Annotated in this window: 12 protein-coding genes; 6 read left to right on the top strand and 6 right to left on the bottom strand. The window is 72.6% G+C overall.

What is annotated here, in order from left to right; genetic code table 11:
* Positions 1–18 precede the first annotated feature (18 nt).
* Both ACZ4EF_RS15705 and ACZ4EF_RS15700 read right to left on the bottom strand, forming a co-directional pair.
* The gene (locus ACZ4EF_RS15705) at positions 19–684 is read right to left on the bottom strand and encodes a fasciclin domain-containing protein (RefSeq protein WP_391046862.1); all 666 of its coding nucleotides are present in this window, start codon (positions 682–684) and stop codon (positions 19–21) included.
* 164 nt (positions 685–848) lie between these two features.
* Complete coding sequence (locus ACZ4EF_RS15700; RefSeq protein WP_467504968.1) at positions 849–2,528, bottom strand: sulfite oxidase; 1,680 nt, start codon at positions 2,526–2,528, stop codon at positions 849–851.
* 167 nt (positions 2,529–2,695) lie between these two features.
* Here ACZ4EF_RS15700 and ACZ4EF_RS15695 point away from each other — a divergent pair, with 167 nt between their 5' ends.
* The 5 genes from ACZ4EF_RS15695 (at position 2,696) to ACZ4EF_RS15675 (ending at position 7,256) form a co-directional block, all read left to right on the top strand.
* On the top strand, positions 2,696–2,866 hold the full coding sequence (locus ACZ4EF_RS15695; RefSeq protein WP_355337051.1) for a hypothetical protein: 171 nt from the start codon (positions 2,696–2,698) through the stop codon (positions 2,864–2,866).
* 13 nt (positions 2,867–2,879) lie between these two features.
* Complete coding sequence (locus ACZ4EF_RS15690; RefSeq protein ID WP_467504887.1) at positions 2,880–4,244, top strand: NAD(P)/FAD-dependent oxidoreductase; 1,365 nt, start codon at positions 2,880–2,882, stop codon at positions 4,242–4,244.
* A 62-nt stretch (positions 4,245–4,306) separates the two neighbouring features.
* On the top strand, positions 4,307–5,032 hold the full coding sequence (locus ACZ4EF_RS15685; protein WP_355337236.1) for a DUF1365 domain-containing protein: 726 nt from the start codon (positions 4,307–4,309) through the stop codon (positions 5,030–5,032).
* 53 nt (positions 5,033–5,085) lie between these two features.
* Positions 5,086–6,417, top strand: a complete 1,332-nt coding sequence (locus tag ACZ4EF_RS15680; protein ID WP_401853662.1) for a class I SAM-dependent methyltransferase — start codon at positions 5,086–5,088, stop codon at positions 6,415–6,417.
* Positions 6,414–7,256, top strand: a complete 843-nt coding sequence (locus tag ACZ4EF_RS15675; protein ID WP_467504885.1) for a DUF1295 domain-containing protein — start codon at positions 6,414–6,416, stop codon at positions 7,254–7,256. Before ACZ4EF_RS15680 ends, ACZ4EF_RS15675 begins: the two co-directional genes overlap by 4 nt.
* Positions 7,257–7,365: 109 nt before the next feature.
* Here the strand turns inward: ACZ4EF_RS15675 and ACZ4EF_RS15670 are convergent, their stop codons facing one another.
* From ACZ4EF_RS15670 to ACZ4EF_RS15660, 3 genes are read right to left on the bottom strand one after another with little or no spacing between them, the layout of a single operon-like run.
* Positions 7,366–8,766, bottom strand: coding sequence for a cryptochrome/photolyase family protein (locus ACZ4EF_RS15670; protein ID WP_467504883.1), 1,401 nt, complete (start codon positions 8,764–8,766; stop codon positions 7,366–7,368).
* On the bottom strand, positions 8,759–9,529 hold the full coding sequence (locus tag ACZ4EF_RS15665; protein WP_401853550.1) for an anti-sigma factor: 771 nt from the start codon (positions 9,527–9,529) through the stop codon (positions 8,759–8,761). Before ACZ4EF_RS15665 ends, ACZ4EF_RS15670 begins: the two co-directional genes overlap by 8 nt.
* Positions 9,526–10,110 carry a sigma-70 family RNA polymerase sigma factor gene (locus ACZ4EF_RS15660; protein ID WP_188280325.1) on the bottom strand — a complete coding sequence of 195 codons (585 nt, stop codon included), beginning with the start codon at positions 10,108–10,110 and terminating at the stop codon, positions 9,526–9,528. The genes ACZ4EF_RS15665 and ACZ4EF_RS15660 overlap by 4 nt, the downstream gene beginning before the upstream one ends.
* Positions 10,111–10,404: 294 nt before the next feature.
* Here ACZ4EF_RS15660 and ACZ4EF_RS15655 point away from each other — a divergent pair, with 294 nt between their 5' ends.
* Positions 10,405–10,608, top strand: coding sequence for a helix-turn-helix transcriptional regulator (locus tag ACZ4EF_RS15655; protein WP_188280324.1), 204 nt, complete (start codon positions 10,405–10,407; stop codon positions 10,606–10,608).
* Between the two features lie 3 nt (positions 10,609–10,611).
* On the opposite strand, the gene ACZ4EF_RS15650 is transcribed toward ACZ4EF_RS15655, so the two are convergent.
* On the bottom strand, positions 10,612–12,834 hold the full coding sequence (locus tag ACZ4EF_RS15650; protein ID WP_467504881.1) for an MMPL family transporter: 2,223 nt from the start codon (positions 12,832–12,834) through the stop codon (positions 10,612–10,614).
* Between the last annotated feature and the right edge of the window lie 5 nt (positions 12,835–12,839).

The raw sequence follows: 12,839 nt of genomic DNA, 5'->3' as shown, positions 1-12,839 counted from the left end.
ACGCCTGGTCCCCAACGGCTACTTGGGCATCAGCACCGTGTCGATGATCTGCACGGTGGCGTTGGCGGTGGTGACGTTGCCGCAGACCACGTTCGCCGTGTCGTTGACCTTGTACGCCTCGCCGGAGCCCGAGGTCGTCAGGGTGCCCTTCTCCAGCGTGGTGTAGGTGCCCTTGGACAGGCCCTCGGGCGCCTTCACCGGCTCGCCGACCACGTGGTAGGTGAGGATCTTGGTGAGCATCGCCTTGTCGGCGAGGACCTTGTCGAGGTCGGCCTTCGGGATCTTCGCGAAGGCGTCGTTGGTCGGCGCGAAGACGGTGATGTTCTGGGCGTTGTTCAGGGTGTCGACGAGACCGGCCTTCTGGACGGCGGCGACCAGCGTCGACAGCGCCGGGTTGTGCGAGGCGGCGGTCGCCACCGGGTCCTTGGACATGCCGTCGAAGCTGCCCGCGCCGTTCTTGGGCACGGTGGCGCAGCCGGGGCCGAAGGGCGCGTCCTTCGTCGAGGCGTCACTCGGCGCGTCGCTGGTGGGCGCCATCGCCGGATCGCTCGCCGAGGTGGACGGGCTCGCCGCCGCCGAGTCGTCCTTCTTGTTGTCGTCGCTCGAACAGGCGCTGAGGGCCAGCGGCAGGACGGCGGCGGCCGTCACGGCGACGGCGATGCGGCGGGCGCGGAGGTTGAACATGGTTTTTCTCCTCTATATGTGCGGTCTATGCGACATGTGCGTGCGGAAAAGTCGTCTGTGGCGGGGAGTTGGGGAGGCGGATGGTCCGGGGGGCGGATGGCCCGGGGGGGGCGGCGGGCCGCTCGAAGGCGAACAGGTCGTCGGATGGTCGGCGCGCCGACGGGTCAGTCGACGCTGACCACCACCGAGTGCCAGCCGGTCGCGCCGTTCGGGACGGTGCCGACGCGGTGGTCGGTCTGCGTGTAGCCGTCACGGTCCGTCGCGCGGACCTCCAGCGTGTGACTGCCGGGCGTGGCGTCCCACTCCCACAGCCACTGCCGCCAGGTGTCGGTGCTGTCCTCGTCCGCGAGCCGGGCGGTCTGCCACCGGCCGCCGTCGACCCGTACCTGCACCCGGTCGATGCCCCGGTGCTGCGCCCACGCCACCCCGGCCACCGGCACCCGGCCCGCCTTGGGACTGGCGAACGGCTTCGGGGTGTCGATCCGCGACTCGGTCTTGATCGGCGCCTCGCGCGACCAGCTGCGTTTGACCCAGTAGGCGTCGTAGGAGTCGAAGGTGGTCAGTTCGAGTTCGCGAAGCCACTTGCAGGCCGACACATAGCCGTACAGGCCGGGCACCAGCATGCGGACGGGGAAGCCGTGGGCGAAGGGCAGCGGCTCGCCGTTCATGCCGAGCGCGAGCATCGCGTCACGGCCGTCGAGCACGGTCTCCACCGGCGAGCCGATGGCCATGCCGTCCACCGAGTGCGCCACCAACTGGTCCGCCGTGCCACCGCGCGACGGGGGACGTACCCCCGCCTCGCGCAGCAGATCGGCCAGCCGGACGCCGATCCAGCGGGCGTTGCCGACGTACAGTCCGCCGACCTGGTTGGACACGCAGGTCAGCGTGATGTCCCGCTCGATCAGGTCACGGCGCAGCAGGTCGTCGTAGGAGAGCGTCAACTCCTTGCCCACGCCCATGCCGTGGATGCGCAGCCGCCAGGTGGTGGCGTCGATCTTCGGCACGACCAGGGCGGTGTCGACGCGGTAGAACTTCGCGTTCGGCGTGGTGAACGCGCTCAGGCCGGGGATTCCCAGGTCCGCCCCGCGCGGGACGGCCGCGGCGCGGGAGGCGGGGGCGGGCAGCGCGATGGCCTTCCGTGAGGCCACCGCGACGGCGCCGCGACGGTTGTTGAGGGTACGGCCCAGGGCTCCCGCACCCGCGGACGCGGCAGCCGTGGCGGCAGCGGCCAGCACGAAGCCACGGCGGTCGAACGCGGGGCGGGAGGTGGGCCCGGCCTCCGGGGCGGGCGTTTCCGTCCGTGGCAGAGGGGTCTCGACGGTGTCGTCGTCGTCCTCCGCGGCGCGCTCCACGGCGGACGGAGCGGTCGGTGTCTCCGGCGCGGCGGCCTGTTCCGGCACGCGCGCGGCCGGTGCGGCGCGGAGCGTGAGCCGCCGCGTCAGCAGCCACAGCGCCGCCGCTCCGAGCAGCGCGCCGACGATCGACGGCAGCGCGTCCAGCCGGTGGTAGTCGGGTCGGCTCCAGGCGGCGACCGCCCCGATGACGCCGAAGGCCAGCACGCCCGCGCAGCCCGTGCGCCGGAAGCGCAGCGCGAACACGCCGAGCACGAAGGCGAAGAGGGCCAGGATCGCGACGATGCCCAGTTGCAGCACCAGTTTGTCGTTGGTGCCGAAGTTCCGTACCGCGTAGTCCTTCAGGGACACCGGTGTGCGGTCGATGACCGCGCCGCCGACCGCCGTCACCGGACTGGCCTCGGGACGGGCGGCCACGGCGACGAGTTCGGCGAAACCGAGCGACGCGGCAGCGGCCAACAGGCCGCTCAGCGCGCCGAGTACGACCCTCAGCAGCCAGCCGGCGGCGCTCGGGCCATGTGGCTGATGAGGCTCCAGCGCACTGCCGGGGCTGATGGTCTCCTGGTCGGTCACATCCCGCATTCGTGGCCACTCGCCCGGCGGATTGGTACGGGATTCCGCGTCCCCCGGACCGACGGGTTCCGCCGCAGGTGGGGACCGTGAAGATCACCGCCGGAACGTTCCGCTCCCGCACCAATCCGCGGCGGCGGCGGCCACGAATGATCAGTGAGGGCGCACCGGTGCCGGTCGCCGTTCCGGCCGCGCCGGACACCGACCGGGCACGGGGCGCCACCGGGCACCACGGGGTGTCACCGGACATCGAGCACTGACCGAGGGGATCGCATGACGGCCGAACGACGTCGGATCGCGGTGATAGGCAGCGGAGTGGCGGGCCTTACCGCCGCCCATGTGCTGCACCGCGCGAGTGACGTGTCCCTGTACGAGGCGGACGACCGGCTCGGCGGGCACGCGGACACCCACGACGTGGCCGACCCCGACGGCCGGTCCCTGAGCGTCGACACCGGCTTCATCGTGCACAACGCCCGCACCTATCCGCATCTGCTGCGGCTGCTGCGCGAGCTGGACGTCGCCACGCAGGAGTCCGAGATGAGCATGTCGGTGCGGTGCGAGGGCTGCGGCCTGGAGTACGCCGGGGCCCGCGGGCCGCGCGGGCTCTTCGCGCAGCCGCGCAACGCGCTGCGGGGCCGCTATCTGCGGATGCTGACCGAGGTCACGGCCTTCCACCGCGGGGCGCGGCGGCTGCTCGCGGAGAGCGGCGAAGCGGGTTCGGGTTCTTCCGCGGATACGGGTGCGGGCTCGGGTTCTTCCACAGATACGGGCTCGGATACGGACACGGGTGCTCGCGCTGCCGCCACCGACCGCACGCTGCGGGAATTCCTCGCCGACGGCCGCTACTCCCCCTACTTCGTCCAGCACTTCATGACCCCGCTGGTCTCCGCGGTCTGGTCCTGCTCCCCCGCGACCGCGCTGGACTTCCCGGCCCGCTACCTCTTCCGCTTCCTCGACCACCACGGCCTGCTCAGCGTCGGAAACTCCCCCACCTGGCGCACGATCACCGGCGGCTCCCGTACGTACGTCGAGCGGGTGGGCAAGGAGGTGTCCGCCGTGCACACCTCCAGCCGGGTGACCGCGCTGCGCCGCGTCCCCGGCGGGGCCGAGGTCACCGTCGAGGACGGCACCACCGAGCGCTACGACGCGGTGGTCGTCGCCGTCCACCCGCACCAGGCGCTGAGCCTGCTCGCCGAGCCCACCGCGGCCGAGCGCGAGGTGCTGGGCGCGATCCCGTACACCGTCAATCCCGCGCTGCTGCACACCGACACCGGCGTGCTGCCGCGCGCGTCCGGCGCCCGCGCGTCGTGGAACTACCTGATGCCGTCCTGCGCCTCGGACGCCGACGCCGTCCTGGTCAGCTACGACATGAACCGGCTCCAGCGGCTGGACGGCGCCGACACGTATGTGGTGACGCTCAACGGCGCCGACCGGGTCGACCCCTCCGCCGTACGGGACCGGATGGCGTACGAACACCCGCAGTACACGCCGGAGTCGGTGGCCGCGCAGCGACGGTTGCCCGAACTGAACGGGCCGGTGGTCGCCTACGCGGGCGCCTACCACGGCTGGGGTTTCCACGAGGACGGCTGCGCCTCCGGGGTGGCGGCGGCGCGCGCGCTGGGGGTGGAGTGGTCATGACGGCTCCGGTGCATGACGGGACGGCGCACGACCCGGCGAAAGTGGAAGCGAAGCCGCAGGCGGTGGCGCCTTCGCTGTACGACTGTCGGATCGCCCATGCCCGTAACCGCCCCGTGCGGCACTCCTTCCGTATGCGCACCTATATGTGGCTGGTCGACGTGGACCACATGCCCCGACTGCCGCTGCCGCTGCGCCCGCTGGCCGGTTTCCGGGCGCGGGACCACTTCGGCGGTACGGCGCCCACGGTCAGGGCGGGGCTCGACCGGTTCCTCGCCGCGCAGGGGGCGGCCCCCGCGGACGGCCGCGTGCTGATGCTCACGCACGCCCGTGTCCTCGGCCATGTCTTCAACCCGCTGACCCTGTACTGGTGCCACGCGCGTGACGGCACGCCCCGCCATGTGGTCGCGGAGGTCCACAACACCTATGGCGAGCGGCACTGCTATCTGCTGGCGCCGGACGCCGAGGGCCGTGCCTCGACCGCCAAGGAGCTGTACGTCTCCCCGTTCTTCCCGGTGGAGGGCGACTACCGCATGCGAGTGCCGGAGCCGGGAAACCGCCTTTCCGTGACGGTCCATCTGGAACTGGACGGAAAACGCCCCTTCACCGCGACCGTGAGCGGCGACCGCCGCCCGGCCACCACGGCCGGACTGCTCCGGGCCGCTGTACGCCATCCGTGGTCGACGCTCCTCGTCTCCGCGGGGATCAGATTCCACGGTGTTCTGCTGTATCTGCGCGGCCTGCCCGTACGGCCGCGGCCAAGCCATCACGTTCAGGAGGGAATGCGGTGACCGTGTCATCCACTCCGGCCGCCCCGGTGACTGCCGGGGCCGCCGTCTCGCCCGTGTCGACGTCCAGGGTGCGCGCGGCGGTCGACGCCGAGCGCTGGCCGGACGTCGCGGCGGCGCCCCGCTGTTCGGCCGCGCGCGCGGCCGTCGCGGCCTTCCTCGTCCGCAGGGCGCTGGAGCGGCTGCCGCTGCGGGTGCGGCTGGCGGGCCCGGACGGCGACGACGCGGGCGAGGGCGCCCGCACGCTGGGGCTCGGCGGCCCGCTGATGCGGGTGCACGACCCGCGGTCCTTCTTCCGCCGGATCGGCGCCGAGGGCCTGATCGGCTTCGGCGAGTCGTACATGGCCGGGGAGTGGGACGCGGACGACCTGACCGGTGTGCTCACGGTCTTCGCCGACAACGTCGCCACCCTCGTACCGCCGTCCCTGCAACGGCTGCGCGGTGCGTGGGCCAGGCGGCGGCCGGAGGCGCAGCGCAACACCCGCGAGGGCGCGCGCGACAACATCCACCGGCACTACGACCTGTCCAACGACCTCTTCTCGCTCTTCCTCGACGAGACGATGACGTACTCCTCCGCGGTCTTCCGCGGCTTCCCTGCCGACGAGCACCTGCTGCCCGCCGCCCAGCACCGCAAGATCGACCTGCTGCTGGACGCGGCCGGGGTCGGTCCCGGCACCCGGCTGCTGGAGATCGGCACCGGCTGGGGCGAGCTGGCGGTGCGCGCGGCATCGCGCGGCGCCCGTGTGGTGAGCGTGACGCTCTCGCGCGAGCAGCGTGAACTGGCGCTGGAACGGGTCCGCGCCGCCGGGCTCCAGGACCGTGTCGAGGTGCTGCTGCGCGACTACCGCGAGGTCGAGGGCGAGTACGACGCGGTGGTCAGCGTCGAGATGATCGAGGCGGTCGGCCACGAGTTCTGGCCGGAGTATTTCCGCACCCTGGAGCGGCGGCTCGCGCCCGGCGGCCGGATCGCGCTCCAGGCGATCACCATGCCGCACGACCGGATGCTGGTGAGCCTTCCCACCTTCACCTGGATCCACAAGTACGTCTTCCCCGGCGGCATGATCCCCTCCGCCGAGGCCATCTCCGAGGTGAGCGGCGAGGCCACCGGGCTGCGGATCGTCAGCGCCGAGGCGTTCGGACCGCACTACGCGGAGACGCTGCGGCTGTGGCGCGAGCGGTTCGCGCGGTGCGCGGACGAGGTGGCGGCGCTCGGCTTCGACGCGGTCTTCCGGCGGCTGTGGACGTTCTACCTGGCCTACTCGGAGGCCGGTTTCCGGTCCGGGTACCTGGATGTGCGGCAGTTCGTGCTGGAGGGGGCGGTGGGGGCCACCGGGGCATCGGGGCCGACTGGTGCCGTGCACGCGGAAGACTCGGCGGCAGGCCGGTGAACGGCTTTCCGTGGGGCGCATTCTGCGTGAATCTCGCGGCGGCGGCGGGCGCGGCGCTCGCCGTGATGCTGGTGACCTTCGCGGTCGCGGTGGCCAAGGGCATGCACCGGGTGGTCGACGTGGCGTGGGGCGCCGCCTTCGCGGCGGTCGCCGTCGTGTCGTACGGGTTGTCCTCGGGGCACGGTGACGACGGGCGGCGGCTGCTGGTCCTGGTCCTGACCGTGGTGTGGGGGCTGCGGCTGGCCGGGCACATCGCCTGGCGCGGCCGTGGCCACGGCGAGGATCCGCGCTACGAGAAGATGCTGTCCAAGGTCCCGGCCGACCGCCGCAACGGGTACGCCTTCCGGATCGTCTACCTCCTCCAGGGTCTGCTGGTGTGCGTGGTGTCGCTGCCGGTGCAGGTCGCCTGCTATCTGCCGGGGTCCGTCGGCCCGGCGGCGGCGGTCGGCGCGGCGCTGTGCCTGGTCGGGCTGGTCTTCGAGGCGGTCGGCGACCACCAGCTCGCCCGCTTCAAGGCCGATCCCGCGCACCGCGGTCAGGTGATGGACCGCGGCCTGTGGGGCTGGACCCGGCACCCCAACTACTTCGGCGACTTCTGCGTCTGGTGGGGGCTGTACGTGCTGGCGTGCGACGGCGCCCGCTGGTCGTCGGCGGCGGGCGCCGCCGTACTGGCCGTGCTCGGCCCGCTGACCATCAGCTTCCTGCTGCTGCGGGGCAGCGGGAAGCCGCTGCTGGAACGGCACATGGCGCAGCGGCCCGGCTACGCCGAATACGTCGCCCGGACGAGTGGTTTCTTCCCGTGGCCGCCGCGAAAGGGCGGTGTTGACGGGCGGGCGTAGTCGGCGGCAGCCGGGCCGCTGGGGGCACCGGTCGTGGTGAGTGGGTCGGCTCCGCTCGGTTCGGCGGTTTCGGTGGGCTCGGTGGCTCGGTCGGTTCGCGGGTTCGCGGTCAGTCGTCCAGGCCGCGGGCCCGCGAGAAGCGGGCGTGCCCCTCGCTCAGGGCCACGATCGGGTCCGGGTAGTCGAACCGCTCCCGTTCCGGGCCCGACAGCTTCCACGGCTGGTGCACCGCCGCCCCCTCCAGCTCGGCCAGTTCCGGAACCCAGCGCCGCACATAGTCGCCGTCCGGGTCGAAACGGGCCGCCTGGAGCAGCGGGTTGAGCACCCGGTTGGGCCGGGTGTCGGTGCCGGTGCCCGCCGACCACTGCCAGTTGAGCTGGTTGTTGGGGATGTCGCCGTCGACCAGCAGGTCCAGGAAGTGCCGGGCGCCGATCCGCCAGTCCACGTACAGCGTCTTGGTCAGGAAACTCGCCACGAGCAGCCTGCCCCTGTTGTGCATCCAGCCCTCGTGCAGCAGTTGGCGCATCGCGGCGTCCACGATGGGGTAGCCGGTGCGGCCCTCGCGCCAGGCGGTGACCTCCTCGGGCGCGGTGCGCCAACGGTCGTGCCGGGAACGGTAGTCGCGGTGCGCCGCGTCCGGCCGCGCGGCGAGCACCTGATGGTGGAAGTCGCGCCAGGCGAGCTGCCGGATGAACGCCTCCGCGCCCCGGCCGCTCACCGACCGCGCCCGGTGCACGAGCTCGGTCGCGGACACGCACCCGAAGTGCAGATACGGCGAGAGCCGGGAGGTCGCGTCACCCGCCAGGTCGTCGTGCTGGTCCGCGTAACCCTCCAGGCCCGAACGCCACCAACTGCCCGCCAGCTTGCGACCCGCCGTCTCCCCGCCGGGCGGCAGGCCCGGCGACGGCTGCCCGCCGCCCGGCCCGGTCAGCTCGGCGGCGGAGGGCAGCGCGGCGGACTTCACGTCCTCGGGCACGGTGACCTTGCGCGGCGCGTCCAGCACGCGGCGCTGGGGCTCGGCGCCCCAGCGCCGGAAGTACGGTGTGAACACGGCGAAGTGGTCGCGGCCCACGGGCGTGACGGCACCGGGCGGGGCCGCGGTGACCACGGCCTCGTGCACCACCACCTCGCAGCCCGCCTCCGCCAGGGCCTTGCGCAGCCGGTCCTCGCGGCGCAGGGCGTAACCGCTCACCCCGGCCGCGATGTGCACCTGCCGCGCCCCGCTGTCGCCGGCGGCCCGGACGATCTCCTCGACGACGTCGCCGCGCCGCACGACCAGCCGCCCGCCGCGCGCCCGCAGGCCCGCGTCCAGGTCGGCCAGGCAGTCGGCGAGGAACGCCGCCCTGTTCGGCACCGCGAATCCGGCCCGCGCGATGCCCTCGTCCACCACGAACAGCGGGACCACGCTCCCGGCCGCCGCCACCGCCGCGGCCAGCACGGGGTTGTCGTGCAACCGCAGGTCCGCGGTGAACAGCGCGATGGACGACCCGGTCCGCGACGTCTCAGGCACGGGCCGCCGCCGGGAACGTCACCAGCGCCAGCGGGGCACTCGTCGGCTGCTGCGAGCCGCCGGCCGGTTCGACCGTCACGCCCACCCCGGAGGCGTTGTCGATCCGCCCGTCCAGCACCACGGCCTGGTCGGTGGCTGACGGGTCCATCAGACCCGCCGGCCGCATCTTCCCGCCGTCGTCGAACCACAGCTCGTACGTCTTCCCGGCCGCCGGCGTCGGCATACCGGCGGCCAGGAAAGCGGCCTTGCCCAGGCTCCGGGAGACCACCACGGTCGCGGTCGTGCCGGTGCTGAGCTTCCGTGTGGTGCTCGCCGCGTCGGGCGCCGAGAGCACCTGGGAGAGCTCGCCCGCCCGCTGCTCGGCCTGATTCGCGCGCTGCCTCGCGTCGTCGGCGGCCTGGTGCTGCCAGACGGCCACCCCGCCGAGCCCGACCACTCCCGCCATGCACGCGGCCAGCGCGTAACGCGGCAGCCGCCGCGCCCCGGCCATCCATCCGGCGAGACCGCGCCGCTCCTGCCGCGTGACGACCGGCGGCTCCTGCCGCACGGCGGCGACCCGGCGCAACACCTGCTCACGCATGTGCGGCGGCGGCACGACCGACGCGGCCAGCGCCAGCCGGGTGGCCGTCGCGGACAGCTCACGGACCTCCTGCGCACAGGCCGAGCAGTCGGCGATGTGCCGTTCGAATTCCTCCCGCTCACCGTCGGGCAGCGCGTGCACCGCGTACGCACCGGTGAGGGTATGCAGATCGGCGGTCGTCATGCGCTCACTCCCAAGCAGTCGCGCAGGCGGATGAGTCCGTCCCGCAGTCGGGTCTTGACGGTCCCCAGCGGAGCCGCGAGCAACTCGGCGACCTCCCGGTAGGTGAATCCCTGGTAGTAGGCGAGCGTCACCGACTGGCGCTGCAATTCGGTGAGCGTCCGCATACAGCGTCGCACCTGCTCGCGCTCCAGCCGTGACTCGACCTGTTCCGCGACCTCGTCGAAGGCGGGGGTGTGCTCAAGCAGCGCGGCCTTGTGTTCCCGGTCGGAGGACGCCTGCGCGGAACGCACCCGGTCCACCGCGCGACGGTGGGCCAGCGTCATCACCCAGGTCATGGCGCTGCCGCGGGATGCCTGGAAGCGGGTCGCGGTCTGCCAGACCTCGACCAGCACCTCCTGGGCGACCTCCTCCGACTGCGCGGGGTCGCGCAGCACCGAGCGCACCAGCCCCAGCACGGGCCCGGCCACCGCGTCGTAGACCCTGGCGAACGCCGCCTCGTCGCCGCGGGCGACCGCGACCAGCAGCTCCTGGAGGTCGGGGCCGGCGCCTGCGACGCCGTCCAGCCGTACGGCTTCCCTCATCTGCGATCCATCCCGTCCCGACTCACCCGCGCAAGTCTCCGACCGGTATTCGGAGCCGAGGGGTGGGCGGATTGCCCGCTCGCGGATTTCCTCCGGTCTCAGCCCGCCATCGTGCCCCCTTTCACCGCCACGGTCCGGACGACGTGCGCGGTCGTTACCCGTTCGCCACATTTGTCACCGTTACGCGGGTTCCGTGTCACAGAAGATCAACAAGCCCATGCGGTGACGCTCACCTGTCGTTGGCCGGACGAAGGTGCTGATCAACAGCAGCCCCGCCGTACGGAGGTACCTGGGATGACCGACCGGACCCTGTGGTCGTACGCCGAGATCGCCGCGCACATCCGCGTACAGGTCGACACCGTCCGCTCCTACCGGAAGCACGGGCATCTCCCGCCGCCCGATGTCGTCGAGGGCGGCAAGCCCTTCTGGTACGCCGATACCGTCAGGGCCTGGAGTGCCCGGCGGCCGGGAAACCGCGGCCGCCGGGATCCGGACTGAGCCTCAGTTCCGCGTGGCCGGCTCGGGGTCCCGCCGCTCCTGCGAGGAGTGCGGGGCCTTCGTGCCCTCCGGCGCCTCCTGGCCGCCGCCCTCCGATATGCCGAACCGGTCGTGGAAGCGGCGCAGCACCGGCGGCGCCCACCAGGTGGCCCGCCCGGTCAGCCGCATCACCGCGGGCACCAGCAGGGTGCGGACCACCATCGCGTCCATGAGCACCGCGAGCGCGATGCCGAGCCCCAGCATCTTGGTGTTGGCCACCCGCGAGGTGCCGATCGCGACCATCACCACGGCCAGGATCACCGCCGCCGCCGTGATCAGTCCGCCGGTCCGCTTGAGCCCGAACTCGATGGACGCCTGGTGGTCGCCGCCCCGGTCGTACTCCTCCTTGATCCGCGAGAGCAGGAACACCCCGTAGTCCATGGAGAGTCCGAAGGCCACGCAGAACATCAGCACCGGCAGGGTCGTCTCGATGCTGCCGGTGGCCGTGAAGCCCAGCAGTCCGGACAGATGACCGTCCTGGAAGACCCACACCACCGCGCCGAACATCGCGGTAAGACTCAGCGCGTTGAGCAGCACCGCCTGGAGCGGGATGATCACGCTGCCGGTGAGCAGGAAGACCAGCAGCAAGGTGACCAGGGCGATGATCCCGGCCGCCCATGGCAGCCGTTGGCCGATGGTGTCCTTGGTGTCCACCAGAACGGCGGCCTGGCCGGTCACCGAGGCTTTGAAGTCCGTGGGCACGGCGCGGATCGCGCCGACCAGGTGCTGGGTGCCGGCGTCCACCGCCTCGCTCGTGGACAGCACCGTCATATAGGCGGCGCCTGAGTCCCGGGCGACGACCGGCCCCTCGACCCGGACCACGCCGGGCAGGGCGGCCACCCGCTTCTCGTATCCGGCCAGTTGGGACCGGTCGGCGCCTTCGGCCAGCACCGTGATGGCGCCGTCGGGACTGCCGGGGAACTCCTGGCGGATGTGCTGCTGCACCACATGGGACTCGGCCGCCGAGGGCAACTGCCGGTCGTCCGCGGCGCCGAAGCGCACCTGGAGGAAGGGCAGCCCGAGCAGCAGCAGGCCCGCGACCGCGCCGATCGCGAAGAGCGGCGCCCGGCGCATCACCAGCCGGGCGAAGGCGGCGTATCCCGCGCCGGGGTCGCTCGCGGGCCTGCGGCGCAGGGCCTTGCGCAGATCCAGCGCGTTGACCCGGTCTCCGAGCAGGACCAGGCAGGCGGGCAGCGCGATCAGCGCCGCGGCGGCGGCCAGCAGCACCACGGCGATCCCCGCGTAGGCGAAGGAGCGCAGGAAGTACTGCGGGAAGACGAGCATCGCGGCGAGCGATGCGGCGACGGTCAGGGCCGAGAAGAGGACGGTGCGGCCCGCGGTGCGCAGGGTCACTCCGACCGCCGCGCGCGGGGTGAGTCCGGTCGCCAGCTCTTCGCGGAATCTGCGGACGATGAACAGGGCGTAGTCGATCGCGAGGCCGAGGCCGAGCGCGGTGGTGAGATTCTGCGCGAAGACCGAGACGTCGGTGAACGAGGTGATGGCGCGCAGCACCGCGTTGGTGCCGAGGATCGCGATGATGCCGACGCCCAGGGGCAGCAGTGCGGCGATGGCGCTGCCGAAGACCATGACGAGCAGTATCAGGGTGACGGGCAGGGCGATCATCTCGGCCTTGACCAGGTCGTCCTGGATGGTGCTCTGCAATTCGTGCCGGACGGCGGCCGAGCCGCCGACGCTCACGTCGACCGGTCCGTGCTCCCCGCGGTAGGCGGGGGCGATCCGTTTGACGGCGGTGGCCACCGCGTCGTCGTCGCCCTTGAGCCGGGCGGTGATCATCGCCGAGCCGTCGTCCTTGGCGCGCAGCACCGGCGCGTGGGTGCCCCAGTAGGAGGTGACGCCGGTGACGGCCGGATCGGCGGCGAGCTTGCGGGCCAGCTCCTGCCCCTGCGCGGCCACGGCGGGGCTGTCGACTCCCGCGCCCTTGGCGTCGACCAGCAGGACCAGATTGGGCTGGGAGGCGGGGAAGTGGTCGGCGAGCGCCGCGGTCGCGTACGAGGACTCGGAGTCGGGCGCTTCCCAGCCGCCGCTGGCCAGCCGGTCGGCCACGCCTCGCCCGGCGACGACCGCGAGCGCGGTGAAGAGGAGGGCGAGCAGCAGCGTCAGCCTGGGCCGGGCCGTGACGGCCCGCGTCCAGCCCCCGACCTCGGAGTCGTGGTTGACATCAGCCATGACGA

This window comes from Streptomyces sp. NPDC025721, from assembly GCF_055558595.1.
The sequence above is the reverse complement of the archived record's forward strand: the minus strand, read 5'-3'. Positions and strand labels throughout refer to the sequence as shown.

Bases quoted from the DNA above. Each gene is read 5' to 3' on its own strand.
- ACZ4EF_RS15705 (WP_391046862.1), bottom strand. From the start codon at position 684: ATGTTCAACCTCCGCGCCCGCCGCATCGCCGTCGCCGTGACGGCCGCC.
- ACZ4EF_RS15690 (WP_467504887.1), top strand. From the start codon at position 2,880: ATGACGGCCGAACGACGTCGGATCGCGGTGATAGGCAGCGGAGTGGCG.
- ACZ4EF_RS15665 (WP_401853550.1), bottom strand. From the start codon at position 9,529: ATGACGACCGCCGATCTGCATACCCTCACCGGTGCGTACGCGGTGCAC.
- ACZ4EF_RS15660 (WP_188280325.1), bottom strand. From the start codon at position 10,110: ATGAGGGAAGCCGTACGGCTGGACGGCGTCGCAGGCGCCGGCCCCGAC.
- ACZ4EF_RS15655 (WP_188280324.1), top strand. From the start codon at position 10,405: ATGACCGACCGGACCCTGTGGTCGTACGCCGAGATCGCCGCGCACATC.
- ACZ4EF_RS15650 (WP_467504881.1), bottom strand. From the start codon at position 12,834: ATGGCTGATGTCAACCACGACTCCGAGGTCGGGGGCTGGACGCGGGCC.